We start from the raw sequence: 15,188 nt of genomic DNA, 5'->3' as shown, positions 1-15,188 counted from the left end.
TAGTTCACGTCGATCGGGATGGCATTGGTCTTCCCTCTGGCGTGACGTTCATACCGCTTCAGAACCGAAAGCGCTCTTTCCGTTTGGGCCGCCACCCTTTTCGTCTGCTCCTGATCGAGGTCTGGCGCCGACGCGCGGGAGTGGTATTTGCTGCGCAGGAAACGCCTCAGCAACACCGCATCGCGGCGGAGCAGATAGGTCAGATCGGGGCCAGGCGCGGTCTCCAGTCGATTCATCGTTGTCTCATTCGGTCGGAAAGAACACCGGCGCAAAGGTACGCGAAGGAGTGCGGACAGGGAAGCGGGAAAACGCGGCCGGCTCTTGGTGGCCGCAAGCGCGCGCAAGAAACGAGCGGCTCATGACGCGGCCGGAAAGCGCAGGAAGCGGCAGACCCGCTCCCAGAGCGCGGCGATCCAGTCGACGAACCGCGCCTTCGCCGGACGCGCGGCGTACAGTTCTGGCGGAGCGTCGCCGATGAGGGTGAACGCCGCCCACAGGCGCGGGTCGGCGAACGGGGTCGCCCATCCCTGGCGTTTGGCGTTCCCGTGCTGCTGGCGCAAGGCGGTATCGAACACCGGCGCGTCGGGACCGCCAATCTCCTTGAGCAGTCGCTGCGCGCGCCGCAGCGACAGCGAGCGTAGCGTCTGCTGCGCGCTCGCCAGCGCTTCGACGGCCGGTTTCGTTCGCCGCTCGGCAAACCAGAGATGGAAGAAGAAAAGCGACGCGAGCTGGTCCGCGGCACCCAGCGCGCCGACCACGCTGCGCGCGCCGCGCGCCCGCAACAGCGGGCCGATGCCGACCGGTCCCTGCCAACGGTGTTCGCCGTCGCCGACCAGCATCGCCTCGCACGCCGACAGGCTGATGTCGCCGCACACCGGCAAGGCGGCCAGGATCCACGCCGGCAGGTGCGGCGTCTCGTTGTCGGCGGAAAGATAGCTGTGCGTCGGCTTGCGGGGGTCGAAAGCCCCATGCACGACCAGATGCGCGGGCCCCGGCGCGCACAACGCGCGGACGAGTTCGACCATTCCGTGTGCCGGGTACGCCTCGACCCGCATGGCGCGCGCGGCGACCGCCGCTTCCGCGCGACCGAAGCGGTCATCGGTTCGGTCGGATGGCGCCGCGAGATGAACGGCGTGTCCGCGCGCTCCGGACTCCGCTGGCGCCGACCGGCTCTGCAACCAGCTCGCCATGCTGATCTCCAGCCTCAGCTTGCCCGCCGCCGACTCGGGCTGGCCGCGCACACCCGTCACCGCCCGCGCCAGCCACGGCAGGCGGCCGAGACGCGCCGGCAGGACGACGACACAGCGTCGTTCGTCAGTCAGCAGGCCTTGTTCGCTCAGCCAGGCGAGAAAGCGGGTGGCCGGCGACGACTCGGCGACGAAGTCGTTCCACCATGCTGTCGACGACGTTGCCGGTGCCGGCGCCAGCAGCGGGTGGGCCGGGGAGTGCCAAGCGTGTTCCGGGTCCGCCTGCAGAATCGAGTCCCAGCCGGCGAGCAGCGGTTCCCAGGCGTTCTCAGCGAAATCTTCGGGCAACACCCGATGATCGAGCAGCGGCTCCGCCGGGTCGTCGTTTCCGGATCCGGCCGCGGTCAAGGCGAGCACCTGCATGCGGCCGTTGGCGCTCATCCAGACCTGAACGAAAGATTCCTCGGGGGCGAGGGCGCGCGCGCATTCCGCCGGGCCCGGAATCGCCAGTCCCATGCCCAGGCGGTCGATCTCGCCGGCCAGCGTGTTCAGCACGCCGAACAGTTCTTCTCGGCGATCCCGGTCAGGCGGAAGCTCCGGCAGCCCTTGCCCGACCCGCCGCAGGCGCTCGAAGAGCAGGCGCAGTTCTCCTTGCAGCGCGGTGTTGAGCGCCGCCAGCGCCTGGGCGTCGGCGGCGATCCGCGGAGCGCCGAGCGTGGCGGCACTGGTGAGGACGTATCGCTGCAGTTCGAGCGCACGCCACAGCGCCTCCCGGTCGGAAGCGACAGGCCCCGGGACGCCGCCGCCGGGAGCAAGGGCTTCCACTTCGGCGGCGAGATAGGGATGGAGGCGATCGAGCATGGCCTGCTCGCGCGCCGAGGCAAAGCCGGGAGAGTCCGGACCCGGCGCCGAGAACCATTGCAGCAAGCTGGCCATCGCCCCGTTGAGGCCGGCATCGCGCTCGCCGTCTCTGAGCCGGGCGTCGATCCAGCCGCCGAAAGCCTGGCGCAGGACGCGCTCGACATCGCGATAGATCACGGCGTCGACGGCCTGCTCGCGCGCGGTCTCGCCGGCGCCCAGGAGTTCGAGCCAGCGGGCCAGACGATCGATCGTTCCTGTCGCGCACAGGCGCTGCCAGGCGCTGTCGAGCACGGCGATCGCGGCTTGCGGGTCGCCCTGGTGCCAGTTCCGCAGCGCTTGCCGCGTCGGCGGGTCGAAGCCATTGGCCGGCGTGCCGAACGCCCGCGCCTCCAGACGCCGATCGCCCGCGTCGTCGATCCAGGCATACGGCGCGCGTTCGCCGCCGTCGGCAAACCAGAGTCCGTCGAGCCGGATGGCCTCGGCGAGTCGAGCCGGGTCGAGCCGCCACGGCGCCTGCTGTGGCCAGTCGCTGACCCTCTCTCCGGCGCCGAGGCTCGCCCGAACCCGGGCGAGCAGCAGCCAGCCGTAATCGGCGTCCGCCAGCCGGAGCGTCGACAGCACCTGCGAACTCGCCCAGCCCGCGAGTTTCGGGCAGGCGGCTTGCCGACCGCCGAGTTCGGGAGCGAGTGCGGCCAACTGCTGCCGGTGCTCTCGTCCGGCATCGCCGGCGAGAAAGCCGCCCAGCGTCACCAGGCGGCGTCGTTGTCGCGGGTTCGACGGTGAGGCCGCCCAGCCGGCCGCCGTGCTCAGCCAATCATGCGCAAAGGCGACGCACGCGCGCCAGCCGAGCAGTGGTGATGGCGTTTCCGAGAGCGCATCGCGGAACGCCTTCAGTGCGGTCTGGGTAAGTCCGTCCCGATCATCGAGACCCGATCGGCCGGCCAGGAACGCCGTCCACAGCGCCGTTTCCTGGCCCGGTTCGGATTCCAGGTAGTAGGTGACGCCCTCGTTGACGAAGGCGGTCAGGACTGGCGCGCGGCCAGCGGCGTCGAGCTCGGCGAACACCGGCGCGCCGAGATCACTGGCGCGCCGGTAGCAATCTATCGCCGCCTCCGGCCGGCCCTGCTGCCCACGGGTAACGCCCTCGTTGACGAAGGCGCCCAGGACTGTCGCGCGGCCACCGGCGTCGAGTTCGGCGAACACCGGCTCGCCGATCTGGCTGGCGTGGTGGTAGCAATCGATCGCCGCTTCCGGCTGGCTCTGCTGCCCATGGGTAACGCCCTCGTTGTAGAAGGCGCCCAGGACTAGCGCGCGGCCATCGGCGTCCAGCTCGGCGAACACCGGCTCGCCGATCTGGCTGGCGTGGTGGTAGCAATCGATCGCCGCTTCCGGCCGGCCCTGCTGCCCATGGGTAACGCCCTCGTTGACGAAGGCGCGCAGGACGTGCGCGCGGCCATCGGCGTCCAGCTCGGCGAACACCGGCTCGCCGATCTGGCTGGCGTGGCGGTCGCAATCGATCGCCGCCTCCGGCCGGCCGTGCTGCCCATGGGTAACGCCCTCGTTGACGAAGGCGCCCAGGACTGGCGCGCGGCCAGCGGCGTCGAGTTCGGCGAACACCGGCTCGCCGATCTGGCTGGCGTGGCGGTAGCAATCGATCGCCGCTTCCGGCTGGCTCTGCTGCCCATGGGTAACGCCCTCGTTGTAGAGGGCGCGCAGGACGTGCGCGCGGCCATCGGCGTCCAGCTCGGCGAACACCGGCTCGCCGAGCTGGCTGGCGTGGCGGTCGCAATCTATCGCCGCTTCCGGCTGGCTCTGCTGCCTATGGGTAACGCTCTCGTTGCAGAGGGCGCCCAGGACATGCGCGCGGCCATTGGCGTCGAGCTCGGCGAAAACCGGCTCGCCGAGATCACTGGCGTGGCGGAAGCAATCGATCGCCGCCTCCGGCCGGCCGTGCTGCCCATGGGTAACGCCCTCGTTGACGAAGGCGCCCAGGACTAGCGCGCGGCCAGCGGCGTCGAGTTCGGCAAACACCGGCGCGCCGAGATCACTGGCGCGGCGGTAGCCCTCGATCGCGGCTTCCGGCCGGCCCTGCTGCTTATGGGCAAGGCCTTCGTTGACGAAGGCGCCCAGGACGCGCGCGCGGCCAGCGGCGTCCAGCTCGGCGAACACCGGCGTACTGAGCCCACTGGCGCAGCGATAACAGTCGATTGCTGCTTCAAGTTCGCCCCGGTTCTTGTAAACCATTCCTTCGTAAGTAATCGCTTTCAAGAGGATCGTCCGCCCTCCGGCGTTCAACTTGGAAAACATCGGTTGTCCGAGATCAGTGGCTCGGCGATAGCAGTTGATCGCCATCTCTGCCCTGTGTTGTTCGTAATGTTCGATCCCTGCATCAACAAACGCAGCTAGCACCACTGTTCGGCCTCCAGCGTCAAGGCCACTGAAAACCGATTCCCCGAATTCAGCGATCGCTTGAAACTCCTCCAGCGCGGCTTGTGCCGTACCCGCGTCAAAAAGTTCGTACGCTGCAAGGTATCTATGGCGTAGATACCTCGCCTGCTCTTCCGCATACGAGTTGGAGAAGTTGGCAGGATCCCAGGATGAATCGAATTTGTACGGATAAAAGTTGGCGGGAGCCTGCTGTAGATCGAATTTGTATGGACTCATAATGCGCGAGCAAAGGTCTATTGTGTTGGGTGTGCGGTGTTTCCCCGGATCTCAGGCGGACACCGGAATTCTCACATACAGCTCGGCGAAGAGCTTGCCGTCCTCGAGGCTGAGCGGGCGCCGGATCGCCAGGCGGCGGGCCGTCGCCTCCAGCGCGGCGTGCGTGGCGGCGTCGTAGACCCCGGATTGGGGAAGGGCATGGCCATAGTCGCGCAGCGTCGACTGGAGCCATTTGACGCGCACGGACCTGGTATTGGCCAGGTAGGATCGTTCGATGCGCTCGATGACGGAGGCGTCCGCTTGCGACTCCGGCAGACAACGCCAGTAAGGAACCGCCAGGTAGCGGCCGAGGAGCTGAACGACCGAGAAATCGACCAACAGGCGGATCGCGTCATGCCGCCCCTGCAAATAGCGGTTGGTCGAGTTGAAACCGAGGCCGTTGCCGAAAATCGCGAAGTCGAAGTTGCCCTCGGCGGTTTCGTTGATGACTTTCATGCTGTTCGCCGCATACACCCCCGGCACCATCGTGTTACTCGCGACGTCGGCGAGATTCAGGTCGATCGTCAGGCGCGAAATGGTATAGGCCCCCTTTTCGCCGACCGAACCTTCGCTCTTGCCCTTTCCCTTGCCAAACGACACGCCCAGGTCGGCCCCTCGGGCGGTCGAGGCGATCGCCCGGTCGAACTCGGTGATCGAGCCGCCGATCAGGACTTTGGGCACTCTCACGCTCAGTCTGGCGCCGGCGCCTGCGTAGTTCTTGCGGAAGTCGAGATCGTTGGGGATATAGACGGTCTTGCGGCCGATCCGACTGACGCTGGTAATCAGCATGTCGGTGAGGTCGGTCGGCAGCTCGGCGCCCACCAATGGATGCGACAGGCCGGTCGAGTCGCTGATCTTCTGACTCTGGACGTAGAGAGGCGCCGTCTCGTCGCGGCGATAGGCTTCGAGCAGCCGCCCGAAACATTCAGGCGCGGCCATTCCGTCGCGGGCTCGGGATTGCGGCTGGGGTGTGCGACGCTGGCGCTCGGCGGCGACGCTCTCGGCGTCGGATTTCGCCCAGCCGACGAGCCCTGTTCCCGGGAACGCGCAGCCGGCGAGAAGGCAGGGCAGAGCGAGCAGCAGCGCGCGCCGCCGCCGATCGAATGTGAAGCGGCTCATTTCCGGCTCCTCACTGGATGTTGATCACGCTGCCGCGAACGGCATCCTTCTCGACGATGATGTTGACATTGCCGCGGACGCTGCCGGTGATCACCGGGCTGGCGATGCGTAATCCACCGCCGGAGTCGCCGGTCGCTCTCGCCGACCGGCCGCTGCCGGTCGCCGCCTGCGCGTTGCGCCGCGCCTGACTGATCGTGAGATCGGCAATGAAGCGGGGATTGACGTTGGCCGGTTCGTCGCGCTTCATCTCGCCCTTGTAGGCCGAAAGCGCCTCGTGATAGCGGGGATCGGCGGCGAAGCTGGTCGTGGAATACAGCAGCCACGACAAGGCGGTACCGAGGATAGGCAGGCTGCTGAAAGGTGGTGGCATGGCGGGACTCCTGGAAAGCCCTCCGGGCGCCGGCCCGGAGGGCGAATGGCTTACTTCGCATTGACCACGACAGAGTTCACCGCGGCGACTCCTCCAATGGCGAGGACGTCCTTGGTTCTGTTATTCGAAACCGTGATCTTTCCCGCTACTGAACCGCCATTGACCACAGCCGAATTGACGTAAGCGGCGGAGGTCATGTTCAGTTCGCCCTTGAGCGGTCCAACACCGCCAGACGCCCTGCCGCCGATGACGGTCACCTTGCCGGCGGTATTGTTGGTGATGGTGATGTCGCCGCCGACGGCGGGAGCAGCACCAGCCAGAAGAGGGAAGGCAAGCGCGAAGCTTGCTACGCTCGTGATGAGGGGGGTTTTCATGGTCGGCTCCTTTGTTTGACCAAGGCGGATTTGCCTTGTGAAGCCACTTTACCGGCGAGCCCCACTCCGACCCAGTGGGGAAAATTGCGCGCGCGCATCGCGGCGCCGCGATGGACCGCATCCAGGCCCATGGCATCCGGGTCAACGCCTGTTTCGTCCTCGGGCTCGACGGACAGACGGCACGCGTCTTCGATCAGGTGCTCGACTTCGTCGCCGACGCGCGTTGCCGTTCGATGTCCAGGTGACGGTGCCGACGCCTTTTCCCGGTACGCCGTTTCATGCCCGGTTGCCGCGAGAAGGACGTTTGCTGGCGGAACGCGCCTGGGAGCGTTGCACGCTGTTCGACGTGAATTTCCAGCCGACGCACATGAGTGCGCGGCGGCGTCAGCACTTCAAGAGCGGCGCCGCTTCTTCGACCTCGATCAGCCAGTTCCCGCCGGCCGCCTCGACTCGCGTCGATACCGGCAGGAACTTCCCGATCACCGCCAGGTTGGTCAGCAGATGGTTCGACGCGCGGCGCGCCAGCAGGCGGCCGCCGCCGGCAAGTGCCAGCGGCAGGACGAGCTGGTCGGCGAGATGTTCGCCGACGGCGGCGCCGCTCTCGAGGTAGTCGCGAGCGACCGCGGCGACCTGGCTGGCTACCCTCTCGGCGCGGACGCCGCGCGCGCCGAAGCCGGTGAAGATCTCGCTCGACCGGCTGTGTTCGACTTCGATCAGCAGCGCGTTGCCCGGCCCCTCGCGTTGCGGCAGGACACGCGTTTCTCCCGTCAGTTGCGGCAGGTGCAGGCGGGCCTCGGCGATTTCGCGCCGGGCGACGTCGGCCGGAACGCCGGCGACGATGGCGACCGCGCGGCAGGCGCACAGCGTGCCGCGGTCGACGACTTCCAGCGGCGCCGGCGCGCCGGGTTCGACGCGCGCGCACACTTCGCCGCCGCCGGCCGGAAAGAAACCGTGGCGCAACAGCTCGATTTCGGTGCGCACGCCCAGGCGGCGAACGAGCGGCAGCCAGGCGCGGAGCAGGAAGTCGGCCGGCGGCGCCGCCGGATTGTGCGTGCCGCCGCTCACCGACACCGTCGCCGGCGAGTCGGCGTACCACAGCGCCGGAAGTACGGTCTGCAGGACCAGCGTGCAACTGCCCGCGGTGCCGATGGCGAAGCGGTAGTCGCCGCCGCGAATGCCGCGCGGGATGAAGGACAGGCGGCGCGAGCCCGGCGTCGCGCCGTCGACCGCCGCGTCGGCGATGGCGGCCGACGCCTGCACCGCGGTCAGGTGCTGGCGCAGCAGACCCGGCTTGGCGCGGCGCGCACGAATGTTTTCGAGGCGGAACGGCTGGCCGGTGATCATCGACAGCGTCAGCGCGCTGCGCAGGATCTGGCCGCCGCCTTCGCCTTCGCTGCCGTCGAGAACGAGCGCTTTCATCCCTTGACGCAAACCACCTGGCGCAGCGTATGGACGATCTCGACCAGCGAGCGCTGCGCCTGCATCACGGCGTCGATATCCTTGTACGCCATCGGGATCTCGTCGATCACGGCGCGGTCCTTGCGGCATTCGACGTGCGCCGTCGCGCGTTCCTGGTCGGCGAGCGTGAACCGCCGCTTCGCTTCGTTGCGGCTCATCGTCCGCCCGGCGCCGTGGCTGCACGAACAGAACGACTCCTCGTTGCCCAGGCCGCGCACGATGTAGCTGCGCGCGCCCATCGAGCCGGGGATGATTCCCAGCTCGCCGCGGCGGGCGGAAACCGCTCCCTTGCGCGTGACGTAGACTTCGCTGCCGAAGTGCGTCTCCTTCTGCACGTAGTTGTGATGGCAGTTGACGGCTTCCCGGTCGATGCCGAACGGCCGCGTGATGACTTGGCGCAGCGCCGTCGTCAGGTTGCTCATCATCGCCTGCCGGTTGCGGCGCGCGTAGTCCTGCGCCCAGCCCACCGCTTCCAGATAGTCGTCGAAATGCGTGCTGCCTTCCTCGAGGTAAGCCAGATCGCGGTCGGGGAGGTTGGCCAGATGCTGCCGCATGTCCGCCTGCGCGAGTTCGATGAACAGGCTGCCGATCGCGTTGCCGACGCCGCGCGAACCCGAGTGGAGCATGAGCCAGACGCGATCGGCCTCGTCGAGGCAGACTTCGATGAAATGGTTGCCGGTGCCTAGCGTACCCAGGTGCTTGTAATTGTTCGTCGACTGCAGACGCGGGTATTTGGCGACGAGGCGCTGAAAGCCGGGCAGCAGTTCGCGCCAGAGCGCGTTGACGACGTCCGGAGGGTTTTCCCAGCTGCCGTCGTCGCGCTTGCCGCGGCCGACCGTTCGCCCGTGCGGCACCGCGCGCTCGATCGCCGTGCGCAGCGGGTGCAGGTTGTCCGGCAGGTCGGCGGCGTTGAGCGTCGTGCGCGTCGCGATCATGCCGCAACCGATGTCGACGCCGACGGCGGCGGGAATGATCGCGCCGCGCGTCGGGATCACGCTGCCGATGGTCGACCCCTTGCCGAGATGGACGTCGGGCATCACCGCCAGGTGGCGGAAGATGAACGGCAGACGTGCGGTGTTGATCAATTGCCGACGCGCGTCTTCCTCGACCGGAACGCCTTCGGTCCACATCCGGATCGGCTGGGCGCCGGGAAGCGTGATCACTTCGCTCGCCGACGCTCGTTGGGCGGCTTCCTGCATGACTCGAATCCTCTCTTTACCTGGGTTCGGCGCCGGTCGCCGCCTCGCGGCGCGATCGTGCCTCGCTCTGTTGCTGTTCACGCCGGCGTTCGCGACCGGCGAAGGTCTGTTGCCTGGCCAGCCGCCGGCGTTCCCTGGCCCGTGCGCGGCACGCGGCACAACGCCGCGCGGTGCTGGCGAGGTCGCCGTCGGCGACCTCGTACCACCATTTCTGGCGCTGCGCGAACCAGATGCAGGCCGCTCCGCAGTCGACGCAGACGAAGGGCAGGTCCTCGTAGTAGCCGCGCCGGATGAAGTCGGGCGCACCCGGCCAGGGAAGCTCGGCAAGCCGCTCCGGCGACACCGGCACGGTTCGCGCCGGCAAGGCCGGACGTCCGGTCTGCCGCCGCCTGTCCTCCTGCCGTTGCTGGCGCCGGCGGCGCCGCACGCGCAGGGCCTCGCGTTTCTGTTTCCCGCTCCTCATCATCGCCTGGCCTCCGGACGCGCGCCCAGGCGCACCATGCCGTCGAGAACCTGGTCGAGGCCGCCGAAGACCGAGATGCGGTCGATCCGCTCGGCGATCCGCTCCAGCGTTTCCAGCTCCTTCAGGCGCAGCGCCGTCGGGTTGTCCTCCATCACCTTTGCCGTATTGAGCAGCGAACGCGTCGCTGCCGTCTCCTCGCGGCGACGGATGACGTTCGCTTCGGCCGCCTTCTGCGCCTCGACCACCTGCGCGAGCAGCGTCTTCATCTCGCCGGGCAGGACGATGTCGCGCACGCCGACGCTGACCACCTCGATTCCGAGGCCGTTCAGTTTGCGCACGGCGTGCGCGGCGACGCTCTCGTCGATCGCCTGCTTGCTTTCCAGAAGCTCGTCGAGCGAACGCGTGCCGACCGCCGCGCGCAGCCCGAACTGCAGTTCCCGGTACAGGTACTCGGCGGGTTTGCTCAGACCGGCGAAAGCGCGCAGGACGTCACTGTAACGCCAGTTGGCGACCAGGTTGATGCGCAGCGCCACCTTGTCGCGCGACAGGATTTCCTGACCGCTCACTTCCATCGCCTGCAGACGCGTATCGACCAACTCGAGCTGAACGTCGCGATTGAAACGCCAGTACGCGGCGAGCCCCGGTGCCAACACCTGCCTGACTTCGCCGTCGATGCGCACGACGCCGAGATGCCCGGCCGGCACCTGCTGCAGGAGAATTCCGTTCAGACCCCCGACGGCGCGGCCACGCAGCGCCGGTTGCACGAGGTGCGACGCCAGTTCGGCCGGCAACGCCGTCTGCGCCTTGAGGTCGATCCGTTCGAGACGCTGCGTGCGGAATCCACGCCACCAGCAGTGGCGGGAAGCCGGGGGCAGAACGTCGACCAGGACGTCGTTCTCGTAGCGCAGTCCGGCCTCGTCTTCGCCGAGGATCATCGTCACCAGGTGCTCGGCCGCGGTCGCCGCGTGCTCTTGCAGCAGGTAGTCGACCGTCTCGTGGTCGGTCATCGGCGCATCGGCTGGCCACCGTTGCAGCGACAAGCGCCGCCAGGGGTCGACGAACCAGTAGCGGCCCGGAGCGAGGATCGCCTCGAAGTCGCCGTCCCGGCGCAGCACGCCACGTTCGTTCTTTCTCACCACCCATCTGCGCAACATCTCGTTTCCTTTCCTGGTCTGGCCGGCGTCATCGCTGACACCGGCGGTGCTCATCTGCCGGCGGGCAGCGGGCGACGGGGCCGGCGTTCCGGGACGTGAGGGGAAGCCGCCGCCACCGTCGGCGCCGCCGCCGGATCAACTGGCGGGCTGGCGCTGCCGGCGCCGGTCCGGCTCTGCCTCTGGTCCGGGGCGGGGGCCGCAACCGCCCGCTGGCGGGTGCTCGCGCAATCCACGGCCGGCGGGTACATCGTGTGTTGCCCTGTCGTTGTTGGCGACAGGTTTGGAGCAGGAGTCGAACCTGCGACAAGCCGCCGAGGCGGCCGCTCTACCCGACTGAGCTATCCAGTGGTCCGCGGTGCGGGACTCGAACCCGCGCGACTCACCCGAGGCCGCGACTCGAGCGCACCCGCCACGGCGGCATGCACGGCAACGACAGACCACAGTCCGGCAGCCGTGCACCGGCAGGGCTGGTGAACCCTGACCCGTGGGCCATTGCGGCCGGCGACACTCGCGAGGTACTAAGCGAGAGGCGTGCCAGTCAGCCGGACGCCTTGAAGGATTTCAGCAAGCTTATGTTTTGTTGGCGAAAAATCGGACAGACAGAGCGCGGGCAGGACGCTTCCATGGTGGATGAACTAGAATACTGGATAAAATGGTATCCAAGGGGATAGCTGATGCGCAAACTCGTGGTGATCGGATTTCTCGGTACCCAGCTCGACTACGGCGGGCGCGGCAGCTCCCGCTGGGAGAAATGGCGGCCGACGGTCGCGCTCTGCCAGCAGGAGGACCTGCTCGTGCATCGCCTGGAACTGCTGCACGACGCGCGCAGTCGCGGACTCGCCGAGCGCACGCGGCTCGACATCGCGACCGTCGCTCCGGAAACCGAGGTCCGACGGGTCGAAGTCGAACTGCGCGACCCCTGGGACTTCGAGGAGGTGTATACGACGCTGCTCGACTTCGCCCGCGCTTATCCGTTCGTCGCGGAAGAGGACTACCTGATCCACATCACGACCGGCAGCCACGTCGCCCAGATCTGCTGGTTCCTGCTCGCCGAGGCGCGCTACCTGCCGGCACGCCTGCTGCAGACCTCGCCGCCGCGCGGCGCGGAGGTCGGCAACAGCATCGGCTCGTATACGATCATCGACCTCGACCTCTCGCGTTACGACCAGATCGCGCAGCGCTTTCGGCGCGAACGCGAGGATACGGTCAGCTTCCTGAAGTCGGGAATCGCCACCCGCAACCCCGCATTCAACGCGATGATCGACCGTATCGAGCGGGTCGCCGGGCGTTCGCGGGCGCCGCTGCTGTTGATGGGTCCGACCGGCGCCGGCAAGTCGTTCCTGGCGCGTCGCGTCTACGAGTGGAAGCGGCAACGGCAGCGCCTCGGCGGCCGCTTCGTCGAAGTGAACTGCGCGACGCTGCGCGGCGACGCGGCGATGTCGGCACTCTTCGGGCACGTGCGCGGCGCGTTCACCGGCGCTCAGGCGGAGCGCGCCGGGCTGCTGCGCGCGGCCGACGGGGGACTGCTGTTTCTCGACGAGATCGGCGAACTCGGCGTCGACGAACAGGCGATGCTGTTGAAAGCCATAGAAGAAAAGCGTTTCTTTCCGGTCGGCAGCGATCGCGAGGCGAGCAGCGACTTTCAGTTGATCGCCGGCACCAACCGCGAGCTGCGGCGAGACGTCAAGGCGGGGCGTTTTCGCGAAGACCTGCTGGCGCGCATCAACCTGTGGACCTTCGAACTGCCCGGCCTGAGCGAGCGGCGCGAGGACATCGAACCCAACCTCGACTTCGAACTCGAGCGCTACGCCCGCGAGAACGGGCGGCAGGTGCGCTTCAACGTCGAGGCGCGTCGCCGCTACCTGGATTTCGCTTCTTCCGCCGCCGCGCGCTGGCATGGCAACTTCCGCGAACTCTCGGCTTCATTGACGCGCCTGGCGACGCTCTGCGAAGCCGGGCGGATCAACGAAGCCGACGTCGACGACGAAGTCGCACGGCTGCGCCAGGCGTGGGGCGACGAAACCGGCGTCGACGCGGCCGGCCGTCTGCTCGGCGAAGCGGCCGACGCGCTGGATCTCTTCGACCGCGCTCAGCTCAACCTCGTGATCGAAGTCTGTCGCGGCGCGGACAGCCTTTCCGCCGCCGGCCGCCGCCTGTTCGCCGTTTCGCGCCTGCAGAAGAGCCAGGCCAACGACGCCGACCGTCTGCGCAAATACCTGGCGCGCTTCGGTCTCGACTGGGCGCGGATCGCGCACGCGGGGCAGGGGGGTGGTGAATGAATCCTCGTTCGTGGTGCGTACACATCCGAAGTAGGCGGATCACCTTCCCGTCCGGGAGCCGCTCGTAGACGAGTCGATGGTGATGTTGATCCGCCTCGAACAGGCGCCGGCCGAGTCGCCGACCGGCTTCTCGAAGGGCGGCGGGATCAGGATAGGTTGGTGAGACTCCGCTGCCTGGTCGATCAAGCGGGCGGCCGCCGTACCTCGCTGCGTAGCCCGTCGCCCCCGCTCTCATCGCCGTCATTGAGCAGCACGAGGATGCCGGGCAGATTGACGACCGAAGACAGCGCGAACTCGCGCGCGACAGACGCAGTCGCCTGACGCGTACCGGTGGATGGGGTGTTTGATACCGAGGCGAGCGGTGGGATAGTTTTTCACGAGGTCCGCGGCCTTGACATGTGCGCATTGAAGCCAACGATCGTGCTGGTCTGGAGCGTCTGTTGCGCGGCCGGCGTTTGCGCTGCAACGGCTACGCGAGATCGACGCCGAGCGTCTGGTCGACGAGAGTGTGAAGCCCGGCCCCGGCGGCGTCAGCCTGATACTGACACCGATGGAACTGCTCGACCGCCTGGCGGCGCCGGCAGCCGCGGAGCGCCTCGCCACCCCGGCGGCGCGGTCGGCCGCGCCGGACGATGAGCCGCATCGAAAAGCAGCCCGCCTCGCCTGGGCGGCTGATCGCGCGGATTTGCGAGGTGTTTCCTCTGGTGTGTCCCCAGTGTGGCGGCGCGATGCGGATCATCGCCTTCAACTCCGAAGGCGCAGCGATCCGCCCCGGTGGGAGATGCCGGGCGCTGAACCCGGCGAGCTCGACCGCCGATGGCAACCGGCATCGGACGACGGGTTCGATCAGCGAGTCGCGTGGTAACCGGACACAAACCGACGAGTGCGCAATACCCGCCAGGGGAACTCATGCCTGAGGCCGCTGGCTCCCGAACAGTGATTTCAGAGCATGCGCTCAGTGATTCGACGATTGACCACGATTCAATAGCTCTGGATACTCCCGGAAAATGGCTTTGAAATTCCTATCCTTCACCGGGACGAGGATTCGTCTCCATTGCAGGTGCATCGTCAAGGAGAAAAAGGATGTTTGATAGTCGGATCAAGCAGGAAATGGCCAGCGTCAGAAGGGAACTGCAGGAAGCCAACAGCATCATCGCGGCGCTGAACAGGTCGACGGCGAGTATCCGCTTTACCACGGATGGCACGATCATCGATGCCAATGATCTGTTCCTGAAGGCAATGGGTTACCGGCGCGAGGAGATCGTCGGTAAACACCACCGCATGCTATGCACGACGGAACACGCCGCCAGCCAGGAGTATCAGCAGTTCTGGAGAAAGTTGGCGGCAGGCGAGTTCTTTGCGGGCGAGTTCGAACGCGTGACCTCGACAGGCAAGTCGATTCATCTGGAGGCGACCTACAACCCGATTCTGGACAGCCAGGGCAAGGTCAGCTTCATCATCAAGTTTGCCGCGGACGTCACACGCAAGTTCGAACTGGCCAAGGCGGCGCAAAGCCAACGCGACGCGCTGCAACAGCGCGTGCTGTCGGTTTCCAGCCGCCTGGTGGACACTGCTTCTGCGATTCAGGAGACGGCCCAGCAGAGCCTGCAGGTCTCTCGACTGACCGACGGCATTCTGAGCGAAACGCGCTCGACGGTGGACATGGTCGAGGCAGCCAAACAGCAGATTCAGGACCTCTCAGGGATCACCACCGAGACCAACAACCGGCTGGGGAATTTGCTCGAGAAGTCGAAGACGATCAGCACCATTACCTCGACCATCAAGGAGATTGCCGATCAGACCAATCTGCTGGCGCTCAATGCAGCGATCGAAGCGGCGCGCGCTGGCGAAACCGGGCGCGGATTTGCTGTAGTCGCCGACGAGGTTCGCAAGCTTTCGGAGCGCACCGCCCGGGCGACTGAAGAGGCCTCGCGCACGGTCAACGAGGTGCAATCGCTGATCGAGGTCAATTCGAGGCAGATCAATGCCGCCGAGGCCAAAGCGCAAGCGACGCGCGACGC

Annotated in this window: 13 protein-coding genes, 1 tRNA gene and 1 pseudogene; 3 read left to right on the top strand and 12 right to left on the bottom strand. The window is 67.2% G+C overall.

Translation table 11 applies throughout. The annotated features are described in order from the left end of the window. The 5 genes from Q1M07_RS05330 to Q1M07_RS05310 all read right to left on the bottom strand — a co-directional run. Positions 1 to 236: hypothetical protein (locus Q1M07_RS05330; protein WP_300451731.1), on the bottom strand; the 236-nt coding region annotated here is incomplete at its 3' end. 120 nt (positions 237 to 356) lie between these two features. After that, positions 357 to 4,355 (bottom strand): CHAT domain-containing protein, encoded by a 3,999-nt coding sequence (locus Q1M07_RS05325; RefSeq protein ID WP_300451729.1) that lies wholly within the window; start codon positions 4,353 to 4,355, stop codon positions 357 to 359. 408 nt (positions 4,356 to 4,763) lie between these two features. Further along, complete coding sequence (locus Q1M07_RS05320; RefSeq protein ID WP_300451726.1) at positions 4,764 to 5,870, bottom strand: hypothetical protein; 1,107 nt, start codon at positions 5,868 to 5,870, stop codon at positions 4,764 to 4,766. A 10-nt stretch (positions 5,871 to 5,880) separates the two neighbouring features. Beyond that, positions 5,881 to 6,240 (bottom strand): hypothetical protein, encoded by a 360-nt coding sequence (locus Q1M07_RS05315; RefSeq protein ID WP_300451724.1) that lies wholly within the window; start codon positions 6,238 to 6,240, stop codon positions 5,881 to 5,883. 50 nt (positions 6,241 to 6,290) lie between these two features. Then, entirely contained in the window at positions 6,291 to 6,614 is a 324-nt protein-coding gene (locus Q1M07_RS05310; protein ID WP_300451721.1) for a hypothetical protein, read from the bottom strand. Positions 6,615 to 6,724: 110 nt separating this feature from the next. Here Q1M07_RS05310 and Q1M07_RS05305 point away from each other — a divergent pair, with 110 nt between their 5' ends. After that, positions 6,725 to 6,859 (top strand): hypothetical protein, encoded by a 135-nt coding sequence (locus Q1M07_RS05305; protein WP_300451719.1) that lies wholly within the window; start codon positions 6,725 to 6,727, stop codon positions 6,857 to 6,859. A 139-nt stretch (positions 6,860 to 6,998) separates the two neighbouring features. Here the strand turns inward: Q1M07_RS05305 and rtcA are convergent, their stop codons facing one another. From rtcA to Q1M07_RS05280, 5 genes are all read right to left on the bottom strand, one after another. Further along, positions 6,999 to 8,033 carry an RNA 3'-terminal phosphate cyclase gene (gene rtcA / locus Q1M07_RS05300; protein ID WP_300451716.1) on the bottom strand — a complete coding sequence of 345 codons (1,035 nt, stop codon included), beginning with the start codon at positions 8,031 to 8,033 and terminating at the stop codon, positions 6,999 to 7,001. Then, positions 8,030 to 9,202 (bottom strand): RtcB family protein, encoded by a 1,173-nt coding sequence (locus Q1M07_RS05295; protein ID WP_300451734.1) that lies wholly within the window; start codon positions 9,200 to 9,202, stop codon positions 8,030 to 8,032. The genes rtcA and Q1M07_RS05295 overlap by 4 nt, the downstream gene beginning before the upstream one ends. An 85-nt stretch (positions 9,203 to 9,287) precedes the next feature. Further along, entirely contained in the window at positions 9,288 to 9,737 is a 450-nt protein-coding gene (locus Q1M07_RS05290) for a zinc-ribbon domain containing protein (RefSeq protein WP_300451714.1), read from the bottom strand. After that, positions 9,734 to 10,888, bottom strand: a complete 1,155-nt coding sequence (locus Q1M07_RS05285) for a slipin family protein (RefSeq protein ID WP_300451712.1) — start codon at positions 10,886 to 10,888, stop codon at positions 9,734 to 9,736. Before Q1M07_RS05285 ends, Q1M07_RS05290 begins: the two co-directional genes overlap by 4 nt. A gap of 281 nt (positions 10,889 to 11,169) precedes the next feature. After that, positions 11,170 to 11,232 (bottom strand) — tRNA-OTHER (locus tag Q1M07_RS05280). Between the two features lie 330 nt (positions 11,233 to 11,562). Here Q1M07_RS05280 and rtcR point away from each other — a divergent pair. Further along, positions 11,563 to 13,167: an RNA repair transcriptional activator RtcR gene (gene rtcR / locus Q1M07_RS05275; protein ID WP_300451710.1), complete on the top strand. Its 1,605-nt coding sequence runs from the start codon at positions 11,563 to 11,565 to the stop codon at positions 13,165 to 13,167. Between the two features lie 7 nt (positions 13,168 to 13,174). Here rtcR and Q1M07_RS05270 read toward each other — a convergent pair. Both Q1M07_RS05270 and Q1M07_RS05265 read right to left on the bottom strand, forming a co-directional pair. Continuing rightward, a pseudogene (locus tag Q1M07_RS05270) lies at positions 13,175 to 13,311 on the bottom strand (type II toxin-antitoxin system mRNA interferase toxin, RelE/StbE family); the annotation flags it as partial. A 325-nt stretch (positions 13,312 to 13,636) separates the two neighbouring features. Further along, positions 13,637 to 13,906: a hypothetical protein gene (locus Q1M07_RS05265; protein ID WP_300451707.1), complete on the bottom strand. Its 270-nt coding sequence runs from the start codon at positions 13,904 to 13,906 to the stop codon at positions 13,637 to 13,639. 344 nt (positions 13,907 to 14,250) lie between these two features. Between Q1M07_RS05265 and Q1M07_RS05260 the strand changes: the two genes are divergently transcribed. Next, positions 14,251 to 15,188: methyl-accepting chemotaxis protein (locus Q1M07_RS05260; protein ID WP_300451704.1), on the top strand; the 938-nt coding region annotated here is incomplete at its 3' end.

Origin of the sequence: Accumulibacter sp. (assembly GCF_029255285.1) — a bacterium.
Classification (GTDB): domain Bacteria; phylum Pseudomonadota; class Gammaproteobacteria; order Burkholderiales; family Rhodocyclaceae; genus Accumulibacter.
The sequence above is the reverse complement of the archived record's forward strand: the minus strand, read 5'-3'. Positions and strand labels throughout refer to the sequence as shown.

Coding starts and splice junctions, on each gene's coding strand:
- Q1M07_RS05325 (WP_300451729.1), bottom strand. CDS start 4,355: ATGTTTTCCAAGTTGAACGCCGGAGGGCGGACGATCCTCTTGAAAGCG.
- Q1M07_RS05320 (WP_300451726.1), bottom strand. CDS start 5,870: ATGAGCCGCTTCACATTCGATCGGCGGCGGCGCGCGCTGCTGCTCGCT.
- Q1M07_RS05315 (WP_300451724.1), bottom strand. CDS start 6,240: ATGCCACCACCTTTCAGCAGCCTGCCTATCCTCGGTACCGCCTTGTCG.
- Q1M07_RS05310 (WP_300451721.1), bottom strand. CDS start 6,614: ATGAAAACCCCCCTCATCACGAGCGTAGCAAGCTTCGCGCTTGCCTTC.
- Q1M07_RS05305 (WP_300451719.1), top strand. CDS start 6,725: ATGGACCGCATCCAGGCCCATGGCATCCGGGTCAACGCCTGTTTCGTC.
- rtcA (WP_300451716.1), bottom strand. CDS start 8,033: ATGAAAGCGCTCGTTCTCGACGGCAGCGAAGGCGAAGGCGGCGGCCAG.
- Q1M07_RS05295 (WP_300451734.1), bottom strand. CDS start 9,202: ATGTGGACCGAAGGCGTTCCGGTCGAGGAAGACGCGCGTCGGCAATTG.
- Q1M07_RS05290 (WP_300451714.1), bottom strand. CDS start 9,737: ATGATGAGGAGCGGGAAACAGAAACGCGAGGCCCTGCGCGTGCGGCGC.
- Q1M07_RS05285 (WP_300451712.1), bottom strand. CDS start 10,888: ATGTTGCGCAGATGGGTGGTGAGAAAGAACGAACGTGGCGTGCTGCGC.
- rtcR (WP_300451710.1), top strand. CDS start 11,563: ATGCGCAAACTCGTGGTGATCGGATTTCTCGGTACCCAGCTCGACTAC.
- Q1M07_RS05265 (WP_300451707.1), bottom strand. CDS start 13,906: ATGATCCGCATCGCGCCGCCACACTGGGGACACACCAGAGGAAACACC.